16 protein-coding genes, 2 tRNA genes, 2 rRNA genes and 1 riboswitch (1 of these 21 running past the window's edge) are annotated in these 23,801 nt (G+C 63.4%); of the genes, 12 read left to right on the top strand and 8 right to left on the bottom strand.

All coding sequences use genetic code 11. From position 1 onward, the window contains the following. Positions 1–6: 6 nt before the first annotated feature. Positions 7–780 carry a 1-acyl-sn-glycerol-3-phosphate acyltransferase gene (locus NLM25_RS40905; protein ID WP_254140683.1) on the top strand — a complete coding sequence of 258 codons (774 nt, stop codon included), beginning with the start codon at positions 7–9 and terminating at the stop codon, positions 778–780. On the opposite strand, the gene NLM25_RS40900 is transcribed toward NLM25_RS40905, so the two are convergent. Beyond that, positions 777–1,382 (bottom strand): gamma-glutamylcyclotransferase, encoded by a 606-nt coding sequence (locus NLM25_RS40900; protein ID WP_254123536.1) that lies wholly within the window; start codon positions 1,380–1,382, stop codon positions 777–779. The genes NLM25_RS40905 and NLM25_RS40900 overlap by 4 nt on opposite strands. Positions 1,383–1,492: 110 nt before the next feature. On the opposite strand from NLM25_RS40900, the gene NLM25_RS40895 reads away from it, so the two are divergent. After that, complete coding sequence (locus tag NLM25_RS40895; protein WP_254140682.1) at positions 1,493–2,677, top strand: DUF2125 domain-containing protein; 1,185 nt, start codon at positions 1,493–1,495, stop codon at positions 2,675–2,677. 99 nt (positions 2,678–2,776) lie between these two features. Here NLM25_RS40895 and NLM25_RS40890 read toward each other — a convergent pair whose 3' ends face one another. The 3 genes from NLM25_RS40890 to NLM25_RS40880 are packed head-to-tail and all read right to left on the bottom strand — an operon-like array spanning position 2,777 to position 5,688. Next, positions 2,777–3,715: a prephenate/arogenate dehydrogenase family protein gene (locus NLM25_RS40890; protein WP_254140681.1), complete on the bottom strand. Its 939-nt coding sequence runs from the start codon at positions 3,713–3,715 to the stop codon at positions 2,777–2,779. Beyond that, entirely contained in the window at positions 3,712–4,806 is a 1,095-nt protein-coding gene (hisC, locus tag NLM25_RS40885) for a histidinol-phosphate transaminase (protein WP_254140680.1), read from the bottom strand. Before hisC ends, NLM25_RS40890 begins: the two co-directional genes overlap by 4 nt. A gap of 33 nt (positions 4,807–4,839) precedes the next feature. Continuing rightward, positions 4,840–5,688: a chorismate mutase gene (locus NLM25_RS40880; protein WP_254123532.1), complete on the bottom strand. Its 849-nt coding sequence runs from the start codon at positions 5,686–5,688 to the stop codon at positions 4,840–4,842. A 206-nt stretch (positions 5,689–5,894) separates the two neighbouring features. Then, positions 5,895–5,974, top strand: a riboswitch (SAM riboswitch). Positions 5,975–6,066: 92 nt separating this feature from the next. On the opposite strand from NLM25_RS40880, the gene NLM25_RS40875 reads away from it, so the two are divergent. The 4 genes from NLM25_RS40875 to NLM25_RS40860 all read left to right on the top strand — a co-directional run bounded on the left by NLM25_RS40875 (position 6,067) and on the right by NLM25_RS40860 (position 10,560). Continuing rightward, the gene (locus NLM25_RS40875; protein ID WP_254141353.1) at positions 6,067–7,269 is read left to right on the top strand and encodes a homoserine O-acetyltransferase; all 1,203 of its coding nucleotides are present in this window, start codon (positions 6,067–6,069) and stop codon (positions 7,267–7,269) included. Positions 7,270–7,284: 15 nt separating this feature from the next. Beyond that, a complete protein-coding gene (metW, locus tag NLM25_RS40870) occupies positions 7,285–7,947 on the top strand; it encodes a methionine biosynthesis protein MetW (RefSeq protein WP_254140679.1) in 663 nt (220 codons plus the stop codon). 163 nt (positions 7,948–8,110) lie between these two features. Continuing rightward, positions 8,111–9,712, top strand: a complete 1,602-nt coding sequence (locus tag NLM25_RS40865) for a hypothetical protein (protein WP_254140678.1) — start codon at positions 8,111–8,113, stop codon at positions 9,710–9,712. Positions 9,713–9,717: 5 nt separating this feature from the next. Then, on the top strand, positions 9,718–10,560 hold the full coding sequence (locus tag NLM25_RS40860; RefSeq protein WP_254140677.1) for a hypothetical protein: 843 nt from the start codon (positions 9,718–9,720) through the stop codon (positions 10,558–10,560). A 32-nt stretch (positions 10,561–10,592) separates the two neighbouring features. Here NLM25_RS40860 and NLM25_RS40855 read toward each other — a convergent pair whose 3' ends face one another. Then, positions 10,593–11,456, bottom strand: a complete 864-nt coding sequence (locus NLM25_RS40855) for an alpha/beta fold hydrolase (RefSeq protein WP_254140676.1) — start codon at positions 11,454–11,456, stop codon at positions 10,593–10,595. 216 nt (positions 11,457–11,672) lie between these two features. Here NLM25_RS40855 and NLM25_RS40850 point away from each other — a divergent pair, with 216 nt between their 5' ends. Further along, the gene (locus tag NLM25_RS40850; protein WP_254140675.1) at positions 11,673–12,341 is read left to right on the top strand and encodes a TIGR02594 family protein; all 669 of its coding nucleotides are present in this window, start codon (positions 11,673–11,675) and stop codon (positions 12,339–12,341) included. A gap of 137 nt (positions 12,342–12,478) precedes the next feature. Here NLM25_RS40850 and NLM25_RS40845 read toward each other — a convergent pair whose 3' ends face one another. Further along, entirely contained in the window at positions 12,479–13,267 is a 789-nt protein-coding gene (locus NLM25_RS40845; RefSeq protein ID WP_254140674.1) for an MOSC domain-containing protein, read from the bottom strand. A 241-nt stretch (positions 13,268–13,508) separates the two neighbouring features. Here NLM25_RS40845 and clpB point away from each other — a divergent pair, with 241 nt between their 5' ends. Further along, entirely contained in the window at positions 13,509–16,148 is a 2,640-nt protein-coding gene (clpB, locus tag NLM25_RS40840; protein ID WP_254140673.1) for an ATP-dependent chaperone ClpB, read from the top strand. A 113-nt stretch (positions 16,149–16,261) separates the two neighbouring features. On the opposite strand, the gene NLM25_RS40835 is transcribed toward clpB, so the two are convergent. Both NLM25_RS40835 and NLM25_RS40830 read right to left on the bottom strand, forming a co-directional pair. Further along, entirely contained in the window at positions 16,262–17,881 is a 1,620-nt protein-coding gene (locus tag NLM25_RS40835) for a hypothetical protein (protein WP_254140672.1), read from the bottom strand. A 154-nt stretch (positions 17,882–18,035) separates the two neighbouring features. Further along, positions 18,036–20,099, bottom strand: coding sequence for a M23 family metallopeptidase (locus NLM25_RS40830; RefSeq protein ID WP_254123523.1), 2,064 nt, complete (start codon positions 20,097–20,099; stop codon positions 18,036–18,038). Positions 20,100–21,234: 1,135 nt separating this feature from the next. On the opposite strand from NLM25_RS40830, the gene NLM25_RS40825 reads away from it, so the two are divergent. The 4 genes from NLM25_RS40825 to NLM25_RS40810 form a co-directional block, all read left to right on the top strand. Then, a 16S ribosomal RNA gene (locus tag NLM25_RS40825) occupies positions 21,235–22,723 on the top strand. Between the two features lie 192 nt (positions 22,724–22,915). Continuing rightward, positions 22,916–22,992, top strand: a tRNA-Ile gene (locus tag NLM25_RS40820). A gap of 33 nt (positions 22,993–23,025) precedes the next feature. After that, positions 23,026–23,101, top strand: a tRNA-Ala gene (locus tag NLM25_RS40815). A gap of 406 nt (positions 23,102–23,507) precedes the next feature. After that, positions 23,508–23,801 (top strand): 23S ribosomal RNA (locus NLM25_RS40810); it runs 2,553 nt beyond the window's last position. Together the 16S and 23S rRNA genes with 2 tRNA genes alongside form the textbook arrangement of a ribosomal RNA operon.

Below are 23,801 nucleotides of genomic sequence, written 5' to 3'. Positions count from 1 at the left end.
TCGTCGATGCCTTTGATCTTCCTGCGCTCGCTCCTGTTCAACGTGCTGTTCTACGCCGTGCTGGTGGGCCTTGCGATCGTGGCGCTGCCGACCTTCGCATTGCCGCCGCGCGCCATGCTGACGGTCGCGCAATGGTGGGCGAAGGCGACGCTGTTCCTGATGCGCGTGATCTGCAACATCAAGGTCGAGTTTCGTGGGCAGGAGAAGATTCCGGCAGGGCCGCTGGTGATCGCGGCGAAGCACCAGTCGTTCTGGGAGACGTTCGTGCTGCCGGGCTTCTTCCATCGCCCGATCTTCATCCTCAAGCGTCAGCTCATGCAGATCCCGGTCTTCGGCCAGTTCCTGGTCAAGACCGGGATGATCGCGATCGATCGCAAGGCCGGCGTGAAGGCGCTGCTGGACATGACGCGGCGGGCGCGCGAGGCGGTGCGCGCAGGCGGGCAGCTGGTGATCTTTCCGGAAGGAACGCGCCGGGCGCCCGGCGCTGCGCCCGACTACAAGACCGGCTTTGCGCAGATCTATTCATCCTGCGCTGTGCCGTGCCTGCCGATCGCACTCAATTCCGGCCTGTTCTGGCCGCGCCGCACCTTCATGCGCTATCCCGGCACGCTGGTGGTGGAGTTCCTCGATCCGCTGCCAGCGGGCCTGCCGAAGGACGAATTTCTCTCACGCGTGCAAACCGCCATCGAAGACGCGACCGGCCGCCTCGTCGAAGCGGGCCGCAAAGAGCAGGAGCAGCTCATCGGCTCGTCGCCGAGCTACGCGCCGTCGGAGACCTAGCGGTTCTCTCGATCTTCTGCGGGAGCCGGCGCGTGCTGTGCATCGCCATGCAGCATCGCCGCGAGCTGATGCAGCTGGGCGTCGCGAAAACCTTCCGCCTCGATCGCTTTCACCGTTGCCGTCACGTAATCGCGGTTGGCGCCGGACTGGCCGTGGCCCTGGACGACATGGCGATGCTGGTCGGCGAGCGACAGCCGGCCGGCATATTGGACATGACCGCGGTCGACGACATAGGCGAGCGCGGAGACGCGCTGCCGTGCATCGTTCTCCAGCCACACCGAGCGCATCACCTCGCGATAGACCGAGGTGACCTGCTCGCGCGCGCGCAAATAGGCGACGACGTCGGCGCGGTCCTTCTCGGCGACGCGAAAAGCAATGCCGCGGCAGGCGCCGCCGCGGTCGAGCCCGAGCACCAGGCCCGGCTGCTCCGGCGTACCACGGTGCACGAAGGAATAGACGCAGAGCGCGCGATGCTCGCCGACCAGCCGCGCCGGGACGCGGTCCCTGAATTCGAAACCCGGCCGCCACATCAGCGAGCCATAGCCGAACACCCAGAGGTCGCCCTTGGCAGTGGTGACGGAGGGGAGGGTGATTTCGGACATTTCGGGCACGGCTACCAGAACCGTGCCCCCAAGCGAAGCGAATTCTCCACCTTTCGTCGGGGGCCGGCCTCGCTTACATTTGCCTGAATCTGGGGTCAAAGGGTCGCCGCATGTCCGATATGACCGTTGCCACAGGCCGCCGCCCCCGTTGGGGCCTTTTCATCGCCCCCATTATCCTCCTGATCCTCGCCGTCGCGTGGAGCTGCTTCTGGTTCTATGCGGCGTCGCAGGCCGAGATTGCCGCAGACGCCTGGCGGGCGCAGGAGGCCAAGTCCGGCCGCATCTACGATTGCACCAAGCGCTCGATCGCCGGCTTCCCGTTCCGCTTCGAGGTCCAGTGTTCCGGCGCCAGCGTCGCCCTGGTGTCGCAGAACGCCAGCAAGACGCCGTTCACGGCCAGGCTCGACAACATCCTGGTCGTTGCCCAGATCTACGATCCCAAGCGCGTCATCGCCGAATTCACCGCGCCTGCGACGTTGACCGACGGCGTCACGCAAAACACCTTCGTGGTGAACTGGAGCAAGGGCCGCAGCAGCGTGGTCGGCCTGCCGGCGGTGCCGGACCGCGCCTCCATCGTGTTCGACGATCCCGTCATCAACCGGCTCGACGGCAGCGTGCAGGTGCCGCTCGCGCGCGCCAAGCAGGTCGAGCTGCACGGCCGTCTCGCGGAAGGATCGACGTCCGATCATCCCGTGATCGAGACCGTGCTCCATGTCGCGCAGGGCAGCATCCAGGGCGTCCATCCACTGCTGGCCGAGCCGTTCGAGGCGGACACGCGCGCGAAGATCACCGGGCTCTCCGACATCACGCCAAAACCCTGGCCGCAGCGCTTCCGCGAGATCCAGGCCGCCGGCGGTCACATCGAGATCGTGCAGTCGCGGATCCAGCAGGGCGAGATGATTGCGGTTGCGGCCGGCACGCTCGGACTCTCGGCCAATGGCCGACTCGACGGCGAATTGCAGATGACCGTGACCGGCCTCGAGCGCGTGATCCCGGCGCTCGGCATCGAGAAGATGCTGGAAGAGGGCGTGCCGCAGGCGACGCTTGATCGTGTTGCCCCCGGCGTGAAGTCGCAGGACCTCAACAATCTGTTCGGCGCGCTCGACCGCGCCGTTCCCGGCCTCGGCAAGGTCATCAAGCAGAACGCCAATGCCGGCGTTGCCGCCGGCATCAATTCGATCGGCACCGAGAGCACGCTGGAAGGCAAGAAGGCCCGCAGCTTCCCGCTGAAATTCGTCGACGGCGCCGTGCTGCTCGGCCCGGTCAAGGTCGGCCAGATCCCGCCGCTGTATTGATACCTCCGTCATTGCGAGCGAAGCGAAGCAATCCAGACTTTCTCCTCGGAAACAGTCTGGATTGCTTCGTCGCTGCGCTCGCAATGACGAAGGTGAGAGCTACGGCTTCTTGCCGAGCTGCCCGTGCTGCCGGCCGAAATCCGCTGCTGCCGAATCCTGACCGATCTCGACGATGCCGCGGCGGATCGCGCGGGTGCGGGTGAAGTGGTCGAACAGCGCCTCGCCGTCGCCGCGGCGGATGGCGCGGGTGAGCTTTGCGAGATCCTCGGTGAAGGTGCCGAGCATCTCCAGCACGGCTTCCTTGTTGGCGAGGAAGACGTCGCGCCACATCGTCGGATCGGACGCTGCGATGCGGGTGAAATCACGGAAGCCGCCGGCAGAGAACTTGATGACCTCGGACTCCGTCACCTGCGCCAGCTCGTCGGCGGTGCCGACGATGGTGTAGGCGATCAGATGCGGCAGATGGCTGGTGATCGCGAGCACGAGATCATGATGATCCGGCGTCATGATTTCGACCTTGGCGCCCATCGCTGCCCAGAAAGCGCGCAGCCGATCCGTGGCCGCCGCATCGACGCCTTCCGGCGGCGTCAAAATGCACCAGCGGTTGATGAAGAGCTCGGCGAAACCGGAGTCGGGGCCCGAATGCTCGGTGCCCGCGACCGGATGCGCCGGCACGAAATGAATGTTCTTCGGCAGATGCGGCGCCATGTCCCTGACGATCGCGCCCTTGACCGAGCCGACGTCGGAGACGATCGCACCGGGCTTCAGGTGCGGCGCGATCTCCTGCGCCACCGGCCCGCAGGCGCCGACGGGAATGCAGAGGATGACGAGATCGGCATCCTTCACCGCTTCCGCATTGGTCGCCACGACCTGGTCGACGATGCCGAGCTCCATCACCCGCGCGCGTGTCTTCTCCGAGCGCGCGGTGGTGACGATCTCGCCGGCCAGGCCCTGAAGCTTCGCAGCGCGCGCGATCGAGCCGCCGATCAGGCCGAAGCCGATCAGCGCGACGCGCTGGAAGTGCGGATTGGCGCTCATTTGCCGGCCATGAAGTCGCGCAAGGCATCGACGACGAGGCGGTTGGCCTCCTCGGTGCCGATGGTCATGCGCAGCGAATGCGGCAGGCCGTAGTTCTTGAGTGCGCGCAACACCAGCCCGCGCCTGGTGAGATAGGCATCGGTCTCGTCGGAGGTCTTGCCCTTTTCGGGGAAGTGGATCAGCACGAAATTGGCGACGCCCGGCGTCACCTTCAGTCCGAGCTTGCCGATCTCCTCGGTCAGCCAGTTGCGCCAGGTCTCGGTGAACTGCTTCGACATCGCCTGGTGCGCGGTGTCCTCGATCGCGGCGACCGCGGCATACATCGCCGGCGTCGACACGTTGAAGGGACCGCGGATGCGGTTGACGGCGTCGATGACGTGCTCGGGCCCGAACATCCAGCCGATGCGCAGCGCCGCGAGGCCGTGGATCTTGGAGAAGGTGTGCGTCACCACCGTGTTCTCGGTGGTCGCGACGAGCTCGATTCCCATCTCGTAATCGTTGCGCGAGACGTAGTCAGAGTAGGCAGCGTCCAGCACCAGCAGCACGTGCGAGGGCAGGCCGGCGCGCAGGCGCTTGACCTCGTCGAACGGCACATAGGTGCCGGTCGGATTGTTGGGGTTCGCGAGCCAGACCAGCTTCGTCTTCGGCGTCACCGCCTTGAGGATGGCATCGACGTCGCAGGTGAGGTTGGTTTCCTGCGCGACGACGTTCTTGGCGCCGACCGCCATGGTCGCGATCGGGTACACCAGGAAGCCGTGGGTGGTCGAGATCGCCTCGTCGCCCTGGCTGAGATAGGTGTGAGCGAGCAGATTGAGGATCTCGTCCGAGCCGGCGCCGCAGATGATGCGGTTGGGGTCGAGCCCGAACGAGCGGCCGATCGCTTCGCGCAGCACGCGCGAGGTCCCTTCCGGATAATCTTCCAGATGCGCCGCCACGTTCTTGAACGCCTCGATCGCCTTCGGCGAAGGCCCGAACGGCGTCTCGTTGGCCGAGAGCTTGAACACCTTGCGGCCCGGCTCGGCGACCGGGCTCTTGCCGGGCGTGTAGGGCGCAATATCGAGAATGCCGGGATTCGGCACGGGGCGGGACATCTTCAACTCCGGATAGGCTGGGCTGCTCGTGACTTACGATTTCGGCCCGGTCGGGGGCACCGTATAGCGCGTTGCGTGGCTGCCGACGAGGGCCGTGGAGCGCACCGAGGCCCCCGCTTCGATCAAGGCAGCCTTGATTTTCTCGATGCTGGTCGCGCTCGTGACCGAGACCAGCAATGCCGCGCCGTCAAAGGCGGTATCGGGCACCGCCACGATCTCGGCGAGCGGCGAGAGCGTCCGCGCGACCTCGGCGTTCCACCCGGACACGCGCACGCTGAAGGTCTCGACCTCGGTCACCAGGGCGCTGTCGGCGACGCGCGAGATCGCGAACACCGGCAGTGCGGCCGGATGGTCGGCGCGCTCGACGAAGGGCATCCGCGCAATGATCTTCGGCGCACCGTTGGCTTCCAGCTCCAGCCACCACGGCGTGCGGCTCGAGGTTGCCGAGACCAGCGCAAGGTCGCCCTTGGATTTCGCCACCGCCTCGACCGCCGCCTGCGCGCTGAAATGCGCGACGTAAGGCACGGTGAAGCCGAAATGGAAGCGCGCGGAATCGCGCATCGCGGGCTCGTTCACCGAGATGTCGGCATGCACGGAGAACGGCGCCTGGACATAGGTGAACGTGGAGATGATGACGCGCCAGATGCTCTCGACCGTGTCGAGCGGCAGGATGCCGCGATGGCGCTGCACGAGGTCACGCATCATGGCGGCCTCGCGCGCCGGGCGGAACGCCGAGCCGACCTCCTGGGTCTGCTTCACCTGGATCAGGCGGTCGATGATGTCGCCGCGCTGCATCAGCAGGCGATGCATGCCCTCGTCGATCGCGTCGATCTCCTTGCGCAATTCCTGGAGCGATGGTGGCGCGGGCGGACGTTGGGACATATCTGACAGGGGCTGTTGAGAGGCGTTTTAATGCGGGTTGGGCCAAGTCGTTTGGTAGGGTCGGACCCGCTGCGGTCGATGTCCTGATTAGGCAGTCAGGACGGCGAAAGCAAAGAGAAATGACGGCCTGTTTGGCTGATGAGACCGAGATGAAATTGGCTGATCCGGGCCGTGACTTGACGAAAACCGTCCAAGACAGTAGTTTTTGCCTGTTCCGTGGTCATTTGAGCCGGCCGGCTTGCAGCCACGTTAAAAAACTCGCTAAACAGGCCGGGGACCCTTTCGATCCCGGCCGAACCTATCGTTCAGGCCGGGTTTTTCATGGCCTGATGTCAGCGGCGGCTTAACAGCCGGTCGCAAACGAGGTCGATGTCAGAGATGGGTGGCGTCAAGTCCGTACCGAGCCCCGCGATCAGCGCCGACGATCGGTCGCATGAGGTGGATCATCCGAGTTCGCAGGTTGCGCAGTTCGGCGCCGACCAGCCGCTGCGGCTCGATTGCGGCGTCGATCTCTCCCCGTTCCAGATTGCCTATCAGACCTATGGCGAGCTCAACGCCGATCGCTCCAACGCGGTCCTGATCTGCCATGCGCTGACGGGCGATCAGCATGTCGCCAACGTGCATCCCGTCACCGGCAAGTCCGGCTGGTGGGAGACGCTGGTCGGTCCCGGCCGACCTCTTGATCCTCAACAATACTTCATCATTTGCGCCAACGTGATCGGCGGCTGCATGGGCTCGACCGGGCCGGCCTCGATCAATCCCGCGACCGGCAAGGTGTGGGGCCTGGATTTCCCTGTGATCACCATCCCCGACATGGTGCGCGCGCAGGCAATGCTGATCGACCGTCTCGGCATCGACACGCTGTTTGCGGTGGTCGGCGGCTCGATGGGCGGCATGCAGGTGCTGCAATGGACCGCGGCCTATCCCAAGCGCGTGTACTCCGCACTCGCAATCGCCTGTTCGACGCGGCACTCGGCGCAGAACATCGCCTTCCACGAGCTCGGCCGCCAGGCGGTGATGGCCGATCCCGACTGGCACAACGGCCGCTACACGGACCAGGGCATCCATCCGCATCGCGGACTTGCGGTCGCACGCATGGCCGCGCACATCACCTATCTGTCGGACGCCGCGCTGCATCGTAAGTTCGGCCGCCGCATGCAGGACCGCGAGCTGCCGACCTTCTCGTTCGACGCTGATTTCCAGGTCGAGTCCTATCTGCGCTACCAGGGCTCGTCCTTCGTCGAGCGGTTCGACGCCAACGCCTATCTCTATCTGACCCGCGCGATGGATTATTTCGACATCGCCGGCGACCATGGCGGCGTGCTGGCGAAAGCGTTCGCGGGCATCGAGACGCGCTTCTGCGTGGTCTCCTTCACCAGCGACTGGCTGTTTCCGACCTCGGAATCGCGCGCGCTGGTGCATGCGCTGAATGCGTCGAGCGCGCGGGTGTCGTTCGCCGAGATCGAGACCGATCGCGGCCATGACGCCTTCCTGCTCGACGTGCCCGAATTCTTCGATATCGCCCGCGCCTTCCTGCAATCGGCAGGGAAAGCGCGCGGGCTCACCGGCAAGAATGACTGACAGGGACGGCTAGCGATGTCTGCACAGGAAGTGTTGCCGCTGGGCGGCGTTGCGACGGAGCAATCCGGCCAGTATCGCGCCGACCATCTGCTGGTCGCCGAGATGGTCAAGCCCGGTTCGAAAGTGCTCGACGTCGGCTGCGGCGAGGGCGACCTGCTCCAGCTTCTGGAGACCCGCGGCATCGACGGTCGCGGCATCGAGCTGTCGCGCGAGGGCGTCAACCGCTGCGTCGCCAAGGGCCTCGCGGTGGTGCAGGGCGATGCCGACACCGATCTCGTCAATTATCCCGACGATGCCTTCGATTACGTCATCCTGTCGCAGACGCTGCAAGCGACGCGACAGCCGCGGGTCGTGCTGGAGAATCTGCTGCGCATCGGCCGCCGCGCCATCGTGTCGTTCCCGAATTTCGGCTTCTGGAAGATGCGGCTCCAGCTCCTGATCGGCGGCCACATGCCGCGCACCGAGAACCTGCCCGCGACCTGGTACGACACCGCCAATATCCATTTCTGCACCATCAAGGACTTCGTCGAGCTCTGCGATGCGATCGGTGTCAAGATGGAGCGCGCCGAGGCGCTGGACCTCTACGGCCGTCCGCTGCGGCTGCGATTGCCGTGGTGGGTGTGGAATATGTTCGGCGAGCAGGGGGTGTTTCTGCTGAGCCGGGGCGGGCGGAAGTAAGGCTCGCAGACCCTCACGCCGAGAAGCGGCCCGCCGCTACCTCGTGCGGGCAACTAGACTAAAGTTCTCAATTCGGCGGCCGGCCAAAGTTGAGCCTCTCGGTTGCATGTCCTCGTTTCCTTAAGTCATAATGTTGCTGGGGAAACGGCTAAGGGCTGAGACTATGGGTAGAACGCTGCCGGCACTCGCTGTGCTGTTCAGTGTCGGCTTGACGTGCGAAACAGTATTCGCCCAGAGCGGAAGCGACATCGTCAACATCTTCGGCGGCCTGGTTCAGTCTGCCATCAACCAGGCCATCCAGGCCGAGTGGCGCAAGCTTCCGCCAGCCGAGATCTCCTGTATCGAGGACAATCTTCGCCAGCGTGGCACGTCCATCGGACAGGTGGTCCAGCAGGGCTTCAGTCCGAACGACGGCCGGCTTGCCGAGGTGCGCCGTTTCTGCCGAAGCGGCGTCGTGCAAAATTCTCCAAGTCTTGGCTCGAGCCCGAGTGTGATCTCGATCTATGCGGTCGATGGCCTCAGCCTCGGCGCGAAGGTCAGCTTCGAGAGCTCCGTCTATCGGCAGTATCAGTGTAACCCCAGCGAGCAGTTCAGCGGCTTGACCTGGTGCACACGCAAGGTGCCGGAAAGCTCGAGACGGGGGCCGTTCGTATCGTCCTACTCGATCCTGCATTCGCCCGACGGCACGGTCTCCTACGTGAACCGGTTTTTGGAGCCTGCCTGGTTCAGCGGCAACGAGGCGAATGAAGATATCGCGCGCCTTGCGAAGAAGTACGGAGCCCAGCCCCACGTGACGACCATGGCGCAGATTGACGGCTTGCAGGGGCTCATGGCCAGCTGGGGCGCGGTCACGTTGCTGCCGCTCGACGCAAACAACGTCGCTCAGCTCGCGCAGGGCCGGGACGTCAGGGCCGGGCTGATGGTGGATTTTCTCGGCAACTTCCGTCGATCCGCGCAACTCGGCTTGCCCATCTACCGCCTGGCCGGTGGACCGGGTTTCGTCTGGGCCGCCAACTGGGATCAGGGTGGGCGAGGCACGTTGCGATTCCTTGCGGTGGATGCGTCCACGTTCTCGGGACCGGACGCCGTCCAGCCGCAGGTTCAGGCGAATATCCGCGCGCCTTCGATCCCCGAGCCGGCCGCACCTGCGCCGGCGCCTGCACCTTCGCCGCCCCCGCCGGTCTCGGCGGCGCCGTCACCTCCGCAGGTCTCATCGCCGCCGGCAATCGCACGGCTCGATCCCGATGAGCGCGCGCGGCAACGGATCAAGGATACGCTGAGCAGGGTTACCTATCATCGTGGAGACCTTCCGAACAAAAACTTCCAGACGAGGCTGGACGAGATCGCGTCCCGGCTTGCCACCGTCAGCGACGCCACGGATTCGGCCTCGCTGAAGAGCCTCACGTCGGACTGCGATACGGCTTCTGCGATCTTCGATGAAGCCGCCGAGTTCACCCGGGTCTCCGACGTGGCGGGCCGGAAAGTGGCGATCGTGAACGCGAAGCTGCAAGGCGTCGGCTTCGATGCGCCGCTGGTGCAGGAGCTGAAGACCGCCGTCGATGCCGTGGCAACGGCGCAAGCCGAGGGAGATCTCGCCGCTTTGAAGCGTGCCTTGAGTTCGCTCAACGGCCTCTACGATACGGGCCGGCTTGATCGTCTCGCAACGGCAAAGGCGAACGGATTTGAGACCATCGAGAGCTACGAGGATTACAAGGATCGCCAATCCAGGCTCAGTGGGTCGGGAATCATCCTGAACAAGAAGTGAGTGTCATGCTGAGCAATGTCGAGACGTTCTTTGTTCGCCTCCTGAGAGGGACGGTCATCGCGACCGCGATGGTGTCCTTCCTCATCACGATCCTGGCGCTGGCCTTTGCATTGTATGCGCAGTTCGCTCCGAACCCGAGCGTGCGGATCGCCGGGCAGATCGACCGGTTTCGCCAGGCGACAGATCCGGTCAGGCTGATCAGGGAGGTTTTTCCGGCGGATGCGCCGATCGTCAAGGAAACCGGCGGCTCCGACAATCTGGCGTATGAAAAAGGCAAGCGTCTGGACCCCGAGATATTGCAGCAGTTCAACAGGTTTCTCGATGGTGCGCTGGGAGCCAGCTTCGAAAACGCCTCGCAGTTCTCGGATTGGCTGCACAACAACGGCGCACGCTTCCGCGGCTATGCCGCGCTGGACGACAGGAATGCGCTTGACGAGGGCAACATCGAGGTGTTGTGGCGCTCGCTGCTGTTCGACTATGCGAGGAGGCTGAGCGCGCGCGCGCCGGCGCTGGCGACGGCGAACAAGGACAAGCAATATTCGTCCGCGATGGATCGCTTCACGGCCGCAACGCCTCCCACCCGCGCGCCGTATTTCGTGGTGTGGTTCTTCAACAAGCTGCAAGGCGAGCTGCAACTCGTCTCTCAGGAATTCCAGGAAGAGCAAAACCAGAGGCTGGCCCTGCGATTGACGGTCCCCGTCGCCCTGTATGTCGCCGCGGGTGCCTTCTCCTATTTCATCTTCATCATGTTCCTGTTCTTGCTGGTCTCGATCGAAGCCAGCGTCAGGCGTTTGGCGTCCGCCGAAAACCCTGCGTTGCCTCCGCTGCCGGCTGCTCAAGAGGTCTGAGACTTGGCGTGGCAGCGGCGATGCCCTGACAGTCAGTGCGCGGCGAGAGATCTCGGATCGCGCACCGGCCAGCGCCCGGCTTCCACCAGCGTCACGAACCGCTCCACGCTCTCGTTGAACAGCGCGGGCTCTTCGAGATTGAGCACGTGGCCGGACTTCGGAAACATCGTCAGGCCCGCCGCGGGCAGGTGCTTCTTCAGGAATAGGCTCGCCCCAACGCACGGGTCGTCCTCGTCACCGCAAATGATCAGCGCGGGCGTCATCACCTTCTCGATCGCATCCGTCATCGCAAAGATCGAGGGACGTCCGCCCTGGAAGCCGCGCATCGTGTTCGCCGAGCCCCTGGCGTCATGCCGTGCCAGTGCGGCATAGAAATCGGCGTGGCCGCGCGGGTCCTTCACCAGGAAGGGAATGCGGCTCGGTGCCTCGCGCGTGACTTTTGCGACTTCAGCCGAGCCCAGCGTCTCGAATTGCCCGGCATTGGCGCGGCACTGCTTGCGCCAATTGTCGAGATTCTCGATCTCCGATCCGGAGCCCACGCCGGCCAGCGTCATGGACAGCGCGCGCTGCGGCGCGTTCAGTCCGATCTGGAGCGACGAGTACGCCCCCATCGACAGTCCGACGAGATGCGCGCGATCGATCTTGAGATGATCGAGCACCGCGAGCGCGTCAGTGTAGAAATGCGTGTAGGTGTAGACCTCGCCATCGGGCACGTCCGACGGCGTGTAGCCGCGCGCGGAATAGGTGATGCAGCGGTGGCCGCGCGAAAAATAGCGCATCTGCGGCTCCCAATTGGTGTAGTCCGCCGCGAACTCGTGCAGAAAAATAATCGGCGTTCCCTGGCCCGCTTCCTCGAAATAAATGCGGACGTCGTCCCTGGTCGTGGCGTGGGGCATTAACTGTTTCCCTCTCTTCAAGCCGCATTTGAAGGATTGCAGTTAATGCTATTGTCCGCAATGCGGCAGCATCAAACCGGCACAGCACAAAATCATCGCAGCCATTCGCGGTCACGGCTGTCTTTTTCTCGCCACATGTGGCGGCTTAACGGCCTGACGGATGTCGGCCAGTGCACGGGCTGATTGGGAAGTGGGGGTGTCAACGAAGGATGAAGTATGTTCGAGTTGTTTGCGTCTCGCCTGTCGCGTTGTGTTGTCGCGCTGGCGCTGTTCTTCGCGGCGGTCGCCGCATTCGTTTCTCCGGCCTCGGCGCGGCCGCATCATCGTCATAGCGCAGAGCGGCACGGTTACGTGCACCACGCCAGACATCATCATTACCGTCATTATCGGCATCATGCCCGCAGCTCGCGCTTCGAGCGCAGCGCGGCGCAGTTGCAGACGAATGGCTTTGCCGACACCCAGGCCAGCTACAATCCGAACGCCAACGTCGGCGGCATGGCCAATAACGGCATGGCTGCAGGCAGCAGCCTCGGCGGCGGATCGGGTCTCGTGTCCGAGGCGCGCCGCTATATCGGCGGCAATCCGACCGGGCGCGGCAGCCTGTGGTGCGCGCGCTTCATGAACATGGTGCTCCAGCATACCGGACATCAGGGCACCGGCTCCGACATGGCGAGCTCGTTCGCGCGCTACGGCACGCGTGTCTCCGGTCCGCAGGTCGGCGCCATCGCAGTCATGTCGCGCGGCCGCCGCGGCGGCCATGTCGGCATCATCACCGGCGTCGACGCGCAGGGCAATCCGATCATGATCTCCGGCAACAACGGCAATCGTGTTCGCGAGGCGCCGGTCTCGCGCGGCCGGATCTATGCGTATGTGATGCCGAACTGACGACGGAGCCGTAGTGCGTAGGGTGGGTTAGCTAGCGGTCGCGCGAAGCGCGGTCCGCTGGCGTAACCCACCATGCTTCCTCGTCTGCCGAACGAAGTTGGTGGGTTACGCCTGCGGCTAACCCACCCTACGCACCGTCACACCAGCTTCGGCTCTTCCACTGCCACGACATCGCCCACGCCGATCTCGCCGTCGGCGATCACCTCGGCATAGATGCCGCAGTCCATGTGGCCGAGATGGCGCGACAGCGTCGGCGGGATCTCGAGATCGCGTGCGCCGGTTTCAGGGTCGACATTGGTGGCCGGGCAGCGAACGATGCGCTTGACCACCTTGAGCCGGGCCTGGCCGATCGCGAGCGTCTGTCCCACGAGGTCGAGCTCTGACCAGGCCGGCCAGCCCTTCACATAGAGATTGGCGCGGAAGCGCAGCGGATTGACGGCGGTGCCGCCGAGCATGGCTTCGATGGCGCGGACGCTGTCGAGATTGATGATCGACACCACCTTGCGGGCGACGTCGGAAAAGCTGTGGTCGCGGCCCGACAGGACTTTTGGCGGGCCCTTCAGCTCCGGCTGAAAGTTCTCGCTGAAATAGTCCTCGATGGCGGCGCGCCCGGCGGCGGTCTCGAGATCGCCGCTGGCGACGGTCTGGCCGTCCTTGCGGATGGTCAGGCGATTGCTCGCGTCCTCGAACCGGCTGTCGAGGGTCGCCAGCCGCTCATTGCGCGCCAGCATCAGAAACTGGATTTTCGGCTTCCAGGCCGGTGCCTCGGGATCGAACCCGCTTGGGCCGTTCTCGATGGCGTAGCGGCGGTCGGCGGGCAGGGTCTGGCCGATCCGCAAGGGGACGCTGGAAAGGGCCTCCGGCGTCAGGCCCTTGATCGGGTAGCGGTAGAGGCCGGTGATCTCGGCAGTCTGGCTGGCTGTCATGCCGCTACTTAGGGGATTCGACCCGGCCCCGCCAAGCGGGCGGATCAGCGCACGAAATTGTGAACGCGCCTCTTCCGATCCGCGGGCACGCTTCCCACATCTGGGTCAGGCCGGCGCCAGCGCCGGCTGATAACGACCGCTGTTGGTTGAGGAACGTCAACACAGCCAGCGGAAACCCAATGAAGATGCCGTTTGGAGTGCCTTAGAGGGCTCCAGGGGCAGGCCGAGGGAAAGAAAAGACATGAACATCGAAAAATATACCGAACGCTCCAGGGGCTTCGTCCAGTCCGCGCAGTCGCTTGCGGTGCGCGAGGGGCACCAGCAGTTTTCGACCCTGCACGTCCTGAAGGTTCTGCTGGACGACAATGAGGGCTTGGCTTCCGGCCTGATCGACCGCGCCGGCGGTAATTCCCGCGCAATCCTCAAGGCGACCGAGGACGCCCTTAACAAGGTGCCGAAGGTCTCCGGCGGTGGCGCCGGCCAGATCTATCTGGCACCCGAGCTCGCCCGCACTTTCGACGCGGCTGAGAAGGCCGGCGAGAAGGCCGGCGACAGCTTTGTCACCGTCGAGCGGCTGCTGCTCGGGCTCACGCTGGAGAAGACCAGCGAAGCCGGCACGATCCTGGCCAAGGGCGGCGTCACTCCGCAAAATCTCAACGCCGCCATCGAGGCGCTGCGCAAGGGCCGCACGGCGGACTCGGCGACCGCCGAGAACGCCTATGACGCGCTGAAGAAATATGCCCGCGACCTGACCCAGGCGGCGCGCGACGGCAAGCTCGATCCGGTCATCGGCCGCGACGAGGAGATCCGCCGCACCATTCAGGTGCTGTCGCGCCGGACCAAGAACAATCCTGTCCTGATCGGTGAGCCCGGCGTCGGCAAGACCGCCATCGCGGAAGGGCTCGCGCTGCGCATCGTCAATGGCGATGTGCCCGAGAGCCTCAAGGACAAGAAGCTGCTGTCGCTCGATCTGGGCGCGCTGATCGCCGGTGCGAAATACCGCGGCGAGTTCGAGGAGCGGCTGAAGGCCGTGCTCCAGGAAGTCACCGCGAGCGAAGGCACCTTCATCCTGTTCATCGACGAGATGCATACGCTGATCGGCGCCGGCAAGGGCGACGGCGCGATGGACGCATCCAATTTGCTCAAGCCCGCGCTCGCGCGCGGCGAGCTGCACTGCATCGGCGCGACCACGCTCGACGAGTACCGCAAGCACGTCGAGAAGGATGCGGCGCTGGCGCGGCGCTTCCAGCCGATCTTCGTCAGCGAGCCCTCCGTCGAGGACACCATCTCGATCCTGCGTGGGTTGAAGGACAAGTACGAGCAGCATCACGGCGTGCGGATCACCGATTCCGCGCTGGTGGCGGCGACGACGCTGTCCAACCGCTACATCACCGACCGCTTCCTGCCGGACAAGGCGATCGACCTCATGGACGAGGCGGCCGCGCGGCTGAAGATGCAGGTCGATTCCAAGCCGGAAGAGCTGGATTCGCTCGACCGCGAGATCATCCGGCTCAAGATCGAGCAGGAAGCGCTCAAGAAGGAAAGCGACCTCGGCTCCAAGTCCCGTCTCGAGACGCTCCAGAAGGAACTCGCCGAGCTCGAGGAGAAGTCGGCTGCGCTGACCTCACGCTGGAGCGCGGAGAAGAACAAGCTTTCCGACGCCCAGAAGCTCAAGTCCGAGCTCGACGCCCTGCGCGTCGATCTCGCCGACGCCCAGCGGCGCGGCGAATTCCAGAAAGCTGGCGAGCTGGCCTATGGCCGGATTCCGCAGCTGGAGAAACACCTCGCGGATATCGAGGCTCGTGAAAACTCCGGCGAGATGATGGAAGAGGCTGTTACCGCCAACCACATCGCGCAGGTGGTTTCGCGCTGGACCGGCGTGCCCGTCGACAAGATGCTGGAAGGCGAGAAGGAGAAGCTCCTGAAGATGGAGGAGCAGCTCGGCACCCGCGTCGTCGGCCAGGCCGAGGCCGTGCGTGCGGTCGCGACCGCCGTGCGCCGTTCGCGCGCAGGCCTGCAGGACCCGAACCGGCCGACCGGCTCGTTCATGTTCTTAGGCCCCACCGGCGTCGGCAAGACCGAGCTGACCAAGGCGCTCGCGGAGTATCTGTTCAACGACGAGACCGCGATGGTCCGCCTCGACATGTCCGAGTACATGGAGAAGCACTCGGTCTCGCGGCTGATCGGTGCGCCTCCGGGCTATGTCGGTTATGACGAGGGCGGCGCGCTCACCGAAGCGGTGCGGCGCCGGCCTTACCAGGTCGTGCTGTTCGACGAGATCGAGAAAGCGCATCCGGACGTTTTCAACGTCCTGTTGCAGGTGCTCGACGACGGCCGCCTGACCGACGGCCAGGGTCGTACCGTCGATTTCCGCAACACGCTGATCATTATGACCTCGAACCTCGGTTCGGAGTTTCTGGTCAATCAACCGGAGGGCGAAGACACCTCGGCCGTGCGTGAGCAGGTGATGGGAATGGTGCGCGGGCATTTCCGCCCCGAATTCCTCAACCGTGTCGACGAGATCATCCTGTTCCACCGCTTGCAGCGGAGCGAGATGGGCCGGATCGTCGAGATCCAGTTCGCCCGGCTCCAGAAGCTTTTGACCGATCGCAAGATCGTGCTGACGCTCGATGCCGCGGGGCGCGACTGGCTCGCTACCAAGGGCTGGGATCCCGCCTACGGCGCACGGCCGCTCAAGCGCGTGATCCAGCGCTACCTCCAGGACCCGCTCGCCGAGATGATTTTGGGCGGCGACGTCAGGGATGGCGACAACGTTGCGATCTCGGCCGAAGGCAACGTCCTGACCTTCAACGGCAAGGCGGCGCAGACTGCGGAGATCGCCCAGTTCGAGGCGCCGGTGTCGAAGCGCAAGCTGAACTGATCGTCACGTCACTGAACGCCATCGCCGCCTGAAACAACAAGCCGCCCCGGAGAGATTATCTCTCCGGGGCGAATTGTCGTGTCAGGTCGGGCGGCCGGATCTGTTGGCGGCCGCTACTTCCTCACCACCTTGTAGATCGCGTTCTCGATATCCGAGCTGAAATAAATCACGCCGCTCGCGCCGATCGCGACGCCGGTCGGGATGTTGCTGGGCAGGCCGCCGGGTGCGCCCATCAAGCCGATTGGAAGATTGGCAGCGATCTCGGTGACCTTGCCGCTCTCCGGCTCGATCTCGATCAGTCGCTTGGCGCCGACTTCCGCCACGATCAGCTTGCCGTCGCTCCCGCGCGCGATGCCTTCGGGCATTTTCAACTCCTTGGCGAGCACGGTCTTTTCGCCGTTTGTCCCGATCTTGGATACGACACCCGTGAAGGACTCGGTGACGTAGACCTCGCCGCTCGCTCCGCCGACGAGTCCGACCGGACCTTCGAGCCCGCCGATCAGCGTGGTGCGGTCCTTGCCATGCTCGCCGCCGACGCGGACCAGCGATTTGGTGCCGAGCTCGGCCACCAGGATGCTGCGGTCCGCGAGCACGATGGCGTCATGCGGCGCCTTGAAGCCGTGCAGCATGTCGCGGGTGGCGCCGGTCTTGCCGTCGATCACCTGCACCGTGCCGGTGAACCAGCTCGACAGGATCACGTCGTTGCCTTTCGCCGTCGCGCTCATCGGATATTCGAGCGTGGTGCCGTCGGCGTGCATGCGCGCCTTCTCGGTGACCTCGCCGGTCGCACCGTCCACCGTGCGATAGGCGAACACGTCGGCGACGTGGATCGTATCCTTGCCGTTGTCGGAGGTGACGCCGATGCCGCCGGGCAGGGCGAGCTTGCCGATGATGATCTGCCGGGCCTGGCCGGTCGCGGGATCGACCTCCTGGATGCCGTTGTCGGCCATGTTGGAGACGTAGATGCGGTCCTTGTCGTCGATCGCGAGATTGTCCAGCGACGGCTTCAGTTGCGCGACCATGGTTTTGGTGCCCGACTTGGGATCGACCCGGACGAGCTGGCCAAGCGCGGTGTCGACCACCCAGAGATTGCCTTTGGAATCGAAGTTCACCGCGGCCGGGACCTTGAAGCCGTCCGCGACGACGGTCAGCTCGGCCTTGTCGACGTCGACTTTCGCGACCTGTCCCTTGAACCAGAGCGGACCGTAGAGCTTGTCGTCGGGACCGAACTCGAAGCCGTTGAGGCCGCCCATCTTCTCCATGATCTGGCGCGGCGGTTTGACGCCCTCGACGTCGATCTCGTAGAGCGTGTCGCCGAGGAAGACGGTCGTGGCGTAGAGCCTGCCATCCTTGCGGAAGGCGAGCGAGTTGATGCCGGGAAGGCCGGTCGCCAGCTTCTTGATCGGGCCGTCGCCCTTGCGCGAATAGAGGTCGCCGGTCAGGAAGCCGGTCCAGGCCATGGTGCCGTCGGGGGCGAACGCGATGTCGTCGGCCATTCCGATCGGAGCGGGAATCGCGATCTTGGCCGTGCCGCCTGCAATATCGACCTCGTAGAGCGCCGCGCCCGCGACGCTGCCGGCAAACAGATGGCCGGCCTTGTCGATGCCGAGCCCGTGCACGCCGTGGAACGCCGAGCCCGGGACGAGCCGGGTGACCTCCCAGCTCTCGGCCAATACGCTCGTGGTCGAGAAAATTGCAGCGACGAAGGCTGCGCAGGCGAGCCTGTTCTTCATGGCGAGACCTCCCGTTTTTTGGAAAGTATTCGCCCCTCATGCCGCTTTGGCAAACGAAACTTGAAGTTGAGACGCAGCGAAACGTCGTCGTTTGACGATGCCGCATCGGATCATGTTTGCAAGAACGTCCGGTCGATTTCCGACGGTGACCGTATCAGCGGTTGGTGACCTGCAACGGGCCGCCGGTTGCGTCCGACATGCGGGCGATGGCGCCGTTGCGGCCGCTCATCATCGCGTCGAGCCGGTCGCGCTCCTTCTCGAAGCCGGCCAGCATCGGGCCTTCCAGCGAACGGCCGCGCGGCAATTTTACGCGCAGCGGGTCGACGAAGCGGCCGTTGACCAGGATTTCGTAGTGCACATGCGGGCCGGTCGATGCGCCGGTCGATCCGACGAAGCCGATCACCTGGCCCTGCCGCACCTTCCTGCCCGGCTCCATGCCCTTGGCGAAAGCCGACATGTGGCCGTAGGCGGTCTCGTAGCCGTTGTTGTGCTTGATGCGGATATATTTGCCGTAGCCGCCCTCGGGGCCGACCTTCTCGATCACGCCGTTGCCGGAGGCGAAGATCGGCGTGCCGTAGGTGGTGGCCCAGTCGACGCCGGTGTGCATCTTCACATAGCCCAGGATCGGATGGCGGCGGCCGCCGAAGCCGGAGCGCATGATCGCGTTGTTGACGGGCTTCCTGACCAGGAACTTCTTCGCGCTCTTGCCGGTCTCGTCATAGTAGTCGACGACGCCGTCGTCGGGGCTCTGGTAGCGGTAATATTTCTTGGTCTCGCCGCCGACGGTGAGCGAGGCGAACAGAACGTCGTTCTTCTCGCTCGACGTCACGCCCTCGTCTTCGCCGGCATAGAACACGTCGAAGGAATCGCCCGGTGCCACCTTGCGCTGGAAATCGACGTCGTAGGAGTAGATCTTGATCATGTCGTCGATGACGGGCATCGGCACTTTGTTGCGCATCGCGGTCTCGTAGATGCTCTGGTAGAGCCGCACGCCAGTGCCGTCATCGTCGTCATCGTCGTCGCTGCTGGCGTTGGCCGCAGCGTCCGCGACGGTGTTCATGCTGGAGACGTCGACCGCGACGTATTTGCCGAGATCGGACAACGCCGCGATCGCCTCGACCATGGTCTCGTTGGCGACGACGACGCGGTAAGGTTGCAAACGGGCGCCGGGGCTTGCGGGCGCCATCAGGATGCGGAGCTTCTCGCCTTCCTTCAGGCCGCCGTCGCGGCCGCGCGGGCCGAGCGTTGCGGCGATCGCCTTGATTTCCTCGGCCGTCGCGCCGAGATCGCGCAGCACGGAGCCGACGCTGTCGCCCTTCTTGACCATGTGGACGCGTTCGCCGTTCGGATTTCCGCCGGTGATCTGCTCCTTGGTCTTCGGCAGCAGCGTGACGTTTTCCGGCACCACGCGCGTCTCAAAGCCGGCATAGGGATCGGACGACGACACTTCGCTGGCGTAGGCGGTTCTGATGTCGGACGGTCCGGTCGCGCCGGAAACGTCGGCGGTTGCATTGGCGAGCGAGGCGTAGCGGACACCGCCATTGCCGCGCCAGTTGGCGGCATCGCGCACCCGCATCAGGATGTCGTCGAGCGCCACCACCGCGGAAATCTTGGCCTTCGGCAGCACCGGCGACAGGTCCTTGGTGACGAAGGAGACTTCCGCGTCGGGCTCGACGGCCTCGGGATTGTTGGGATCGTCGGATGCGGTCTTGGGATCGGAGCCGACGTCGGTCAGCATGCGTTGGGCGTTGAACGGCGGGATTTTCGCCGACAGGTCGCTCGTCGTCATCGACAGATTGCCGGCGATCCGGACGAACGGGCGCACCCGCATCACGTCGCGGTTGCCGACGCGGGCGACCGTTGAGACGCGCATGATGTTGCGCGATGCCGTGGATTCGCTCGGCGGCGGCAGGCGGTCGCTCTTGTGCAGCGTGGCGGCGCGATCGGCCGCGCCGAATGCGCCGCGCAGCGCGCCTTCGACGCGCTCAGGCACTTTGGCGAAGGTCATCTCGCCGTCGAGCGACGCGAAAACGGCGCCGCCGATCAGGGCTGCGCCGCAGAGTCCGGTCAGAATTGTCCCGCTGAACCACTGCACCGACACGCGGCGGCGATCGATGACGGCGGCCTCGGAACCATCGACGGAAAGCGGCGGCTCGTGGCCGAGATCGATGATCCCGGTCTCACGCCCGTAAGCGCCGCGTGACGTCCTGTGGTTCAACCGAAGTCCCCCAATCAACGACCCAAGATGCCCACTTCCGAACCCTTCCTGGCCGCCCTCTTGAGGGGGGATCGCCGGAAAAGGCAAGCCGCACAGGCGCCCGCGCTCAGAAAGCCCTCGATGGGGCCGGCCGAAATTACGAACAACTGGACGGGTAAAGGTCTCTCGATGTCTCTCGAATGTCGGAAGAAGGCCGCGTCATCTGTAAGATCGCCTTCCTCTGACCCCATGAAAATCGCCGGCAGCCCCCACTGGCATCCCGCGATTCAAGCTTGTCTGTACCAGAACGCCGCGGGATTGTGGCTCTAGTACGGCGCCTAATCTGGAAAAAGTTTCCTGAACGGCCCGGAGCCGGGACCCATCTGGCCACAGGGCCGGAAGACGAGCTCCGGCGTGGAATGAGCCCGGTCTGGCTTGGAATGGGGTTCGTCTGCCGTGGACGACGCCAAGCCCGGCTTGGATGGGGCGCCGCCTGCCAGGGCACATGGGTGCCGTCTGGAAGGGCGCAGGGGGAGGGCGCCTGGAGGGGGCGCCAAAAGCCGCTCCGGAGCCCGCTGGCGGGCAAACTTTTTTTGAGATTTTTTACCGTGCCGGCCCGGTTAGTGCGTCCCAGGCCTTTCTAATCGTCTGGAATCGCTGGAGTTTTTTTAGAAATCCACCGTGCGACGATTTGTTGACAATGGGCGTTGACAATCCCGAGTGCGGGGGCCTATAACCCGACCACTGAGCGCGGCGCCGCCGGGTCACTGACCAAGGCGAGCGAACGCGCCACTGATGCTCCTCACCTTGTTGAGTGACACAACAGTCGACGTAAGTCGATTGGAGTTCATCCATCGTCGGTAAGGGTGTCGGAACCCTTCCTCTCAGGAAGGTTGGGGCCTCTCCGGTCCCGGGCTGTTTGACAAGTGAAGATGAAGAAAGAGAAACGTGGACGGCGGAGTCCTTGCGGGTCTCGCTTCTGAAAAGCTTCGGCTTTTCTGATCGAGACCGGACGAAAGACTTCGGCGGTACACGTTTTAAAGGAAACACCATCGTTGCCAGCGATGTGAATCGCGGGCAGCTCGGCGGCTTCGGTCGTCGGAAAAATGGTGGGACCTCGTCAAACGTTGTGATCAGCCGGTTCAAAGTTCAAGTCCAACTTGAGAGTTTGATCCTGGCTCAGAGCGAACGCTGGCGGCAGGCTTAACACATGCAAGTCGAGCGGGCGTAGCAATACGTCAGCGGCAGACGGGTGAGTAACGCGTGGGAACGTACCTTTTGGTTCGGAACAACACAGGGAAACTTGTGCTAATACCGGATAAGCCCTTACGGGGAAAGATTTATCGCCGAAAGATCGGCCCGCGTCTGATTAGCTAGTTGGTGAGGTAATGGCTCACCAAGGCGACGATCAGTAGCTGGTCTGAGAGGATGATCAGCCACATTGGGACTGAGACACGGCCCAAACTCCTACGGGAGGCAGCAGTGGGGAATATTGGACAATGGGGGCAACCCTGATCCAGCCATGCCGCGTGAGTGATGAAGGCCCTAGGGTTGTAAAGCTCTTTTGTGCGGGAAGATAATGACGGTACCGCAAGAATAAGCCCCGGCTAACTTCGTGCCAGCAGCCGCGGTAATACGAAGGGGGCTAGCGTTGCTCGGAATCACTGGGCGTAAAGGGTGCGTAGGCGGGTCTTTAAGTCAGGGGTGAAATCCTGGAGCTCAACTCCAGAACTGCCTTTGATACTGAAGATCTTGAGTTCGGGAGAGGTGAGTGGAACTGCGAGTGTAGAGGTGAAATTCGTAGATATTCGCAAGAACACCAGTGGCGAAGGCGGCTCACTGGCCCGATACTGACGCTGAGGCACGAAAGCGTGGGGAGCAAACAGGATTAGATACCCTGGTAGTCCACGCCGTAAACGATGAATGCCAGCCGTTAGTGGGTTTACTCACTAGTGGCGCAGCTAACGCTTTAAGCATTCCGCCTGGGGAGTACGGTCGCAAGATTAAAACTCAAAGGAATTGACGGGGGCCCGCACAAGCGGTGGAGCATGTGGTTTAATTCGACGCAACGCGCAGAACCTTACCAGCCCTTGACATGTCCAGGACCGGTCGCAGAGATGTGACCTTCTCTTCGGAGCCTGGAACACAGGTGCTGCATGGCTGTCGTCAGCTCGTGTCGTGAGATGTTGGGTTAAGTCCCGCAACGAGCGCAACCCCCGTCCTTAGTTGCTACCATTTAGTTGAGCACTCTAAGGAGACTGCCGGTGATAAGCCGCGAGGAAGGTGGGGATGACGTCAAGTCCTCATGGCCCTTACGGGCTGGGCTACACACGTGCTACAATGGCGGTGACAATGGGATGCTAAGGGGTGACCCTTCGCAAATCTCAAAAAGCCGTCTCAGTTCGGATTGGGCTCTGCAACTCGAGCCCATGAAGTTGGAATCGCTAGTAATCGTGGATCAGCACGCCACGGTGAATACGTTCCCGGGCCTTGTACACACCGCCCGTCACACCATGGGAGTTGGTTTTACCTGAAGACGGTGCGCTAACCCGCAAGGGAGGCAGCCGGCCACGGTAGGGTCAGCGACTGGGGTGAAGTCGTAACAAGGTAGCCGTAGGGGAACCTGCGGCTGGATCACCTCCTTTCTAAGGATGATCCTTCAGCGAGCTTCGGCTCACTATCGGATCGTTTTAGAAACATCAGTGGCCAACAGTCGTCAGGATTGTTGAGCTGCATTGGCGGGATTTCGCCGTCTTCGTTTCTCTTTCTTCGCGGACGAACACGCGCTGGGGCTGCAAGCTTGCAGAATCCCTGGTCCTTAACAGGATATGCGTTAGGGGCTTGTAGCTCAGTTGGTTAGAGCGCGCGCTTGATAAGCGTGAGGTCGGAAGTTCAAGTCTTCCCAGGCCCACCACTTTCATCGAGTGAGCATTCGTCTTCTGGTTACGGGGCCATAGCTCAGCTGGGAGAGCGCGTGCTTTGCAAGCATGAGGTCGTCGGTTCGATCCCGTCTGGCTCCACCAGATGGTTTGATCACCGAGATCTTGTACCGTCGTCCGCGAAACATCACTTCGCACCCACTAGTCCGGATGGACAGTGACGTTGCGTGATTTCTGACATCGTAAAGAGGAGATCGATCCGAGTTGGGTCGTGCAGCAAGCAATTGCTACGCGAGCCTTCATTATCTCCGGATCATTTCGGCGCTCGTGCGTCTTCCAAGGCAGCTCACAAGGCTGCGTTGAGAGACAAGCGAGTTGTAAATGATCCTTTTAGCGAAGCTTGACCGCCTCGCTATCGGAACGATCTTACGAAGCAAGCTGGTCTTTCTAGTCAATGTCCGGCTGTACGTAGCGTTCATCGAGGGCGCGTGCCGCAAGGCAATCGTACAGACAACATTCTGCCGAGTGTGTGGACATTGATAATGAGAGCAATCAAGTGCCTTAAGGGTGTTCGGTGGATGCCTTGGCGCTGAGAGGCGATGAAGGACGTGCTACGCTGCGATAAGCCGTGGGGAGCTGCGAAGAAGCTTTGATCCACGGATTTCCGAATGGGGAAACCCACCTTCGATAGCCGGAACTCCAAGACCTTTGGTTTTGGGGTTTGACCAGAAATGATCGGAACCATGACCGCGAGGTTTTGGATTTCCGGTTATCAAGAGAAGGTATGAGACTTCTGAATACATAGGAGGTTTCAAGCAAACCCAGGGAACTGAAACATCTAAGT

The organism is Bradyrhizobium sp. CCGB01, from assembly GCF_024199795.1.
Taxonomy (GTDB): domain Bacteria; phylum Pseudomonadota; class Alphaproteobacteria; order Rhizobiales; family Xanthobacteraceae; genus Bradyrhizobium.
The sequence above is the reverse complement of the archived record's forward strand: the minus strand, read 5'-3'. Positions and strand labels throughout refer to the sequence as shown.

Excerpts from the sequence above, each read along its gene's own strand:
- NLM25_RS40850 (WP_254140675.1), top strand. The coding sequence starts at position 11,673 with ATGTTCGAGTTGTTTGCGTCTCGCCTGTCGCGTTGTGTTGTCGCGCTG.
- NLM25_RS40855 (WP_254140676.1), bottom strand. The coding sequence starts at position 11,456 with ATGCCCCACGCCACGACCAGGGACGACGTCCGCATTTATTTCGAGGAA.
- clpB (WP_254140673.1), top strand. The coding sequence starts at position 13,509 with ATGAACATCGAAAAATATACCGAACGCTCCAGGGGCTTCGTCCAGTCC.
- NLM25_RS40890 (WP_254140681.1), bottom strand. The coding sequence starts at position 3,715 with ATGAGCGCCAATCCGCACTTCCAGCGCGTCGCGCTGATCGGCTTCGGC.
- NLM25_RS40905 (WP_254140683.1), top strand. The coding sequence starts at position 7 with ATGCCTTTGATCTTCCTGCGCTCGCTCCTGTTCAACGTGCTGTTCTAC.
- NLM25_RS40835 (WP_254140672.1), bottom strand. The coding sequence starts at position 17,881 with ATGAAGAACAGGCTCGCCTGCGCAGCCTTCGTCGCTGCAATTTTCTCG.
- NLM25_RS40865 (WP_254140678.1), top strand. The coding sequence starts at position 8,111 with ATGGGTAGAACGCTGCCGGCACTCGCTGTGCTGTTCAGTGTCGGCTTG.
- NLM25_RS40895 (WP_254140682.1), top strand. The coding sequence starts at position 1,493 with ATGTCCGATATGACCGTTGCCACAGGCCGCCGCCCCCGTTGGGGCCTT.
- NLM25_RS40875 (WP_254141353.1), top strand. The coding sequence starts at position 6,067 with ATGGGTGGCGTCAAGTCCGTACCGAGCCCCGCGATCAGCGCCGACGAT.
- NLM25_RS40860 (WP_254140677.1), top strand. The coding sequence starts at position 9,718 with ATGCTGAGCAATGTCGAGACGTTCTTTGTTCGCCTCCTGAGAGGGACG.
- NLM25_RS40845 (WP_254140674.1), bottom strand. The coding sequence starts at position 13,267 with ATGACAGCCAGCCAGACTGCCGAGATCACCGGCCTCTACCGCTACCCG.
- hisC (WP_254140680.1), bottom strand. The coding sequence starts at position 4,806 with ATGTCCCGCCCCGTGCCGAATCCCGGCATTCTCGATATTGCGCCCTAC.
- NLM25_RS40880 (WP_254123532.1), bottom strand. The coding sequence starts at position 5,688 with ATGTCCCAACGTCCGCCCGCGCCACCATCGCTCCAGGAATTGCGCAAG.
- NLM25_RS40900 (WP_254123536.1), bottom strand. The coding sequence starts at position 1,382 with ATGTCCGAAATCACCCTCCCCTCCGTCACCACTGCCAAGGGCGACCTC.
- metW (WP_254140679.1), top strand. The coding sequence starts at position 7,285 with ATGTCTGCACAGGAAGTGTTGCCGCTGGGCGGCGTTGCGACGGAGCAA.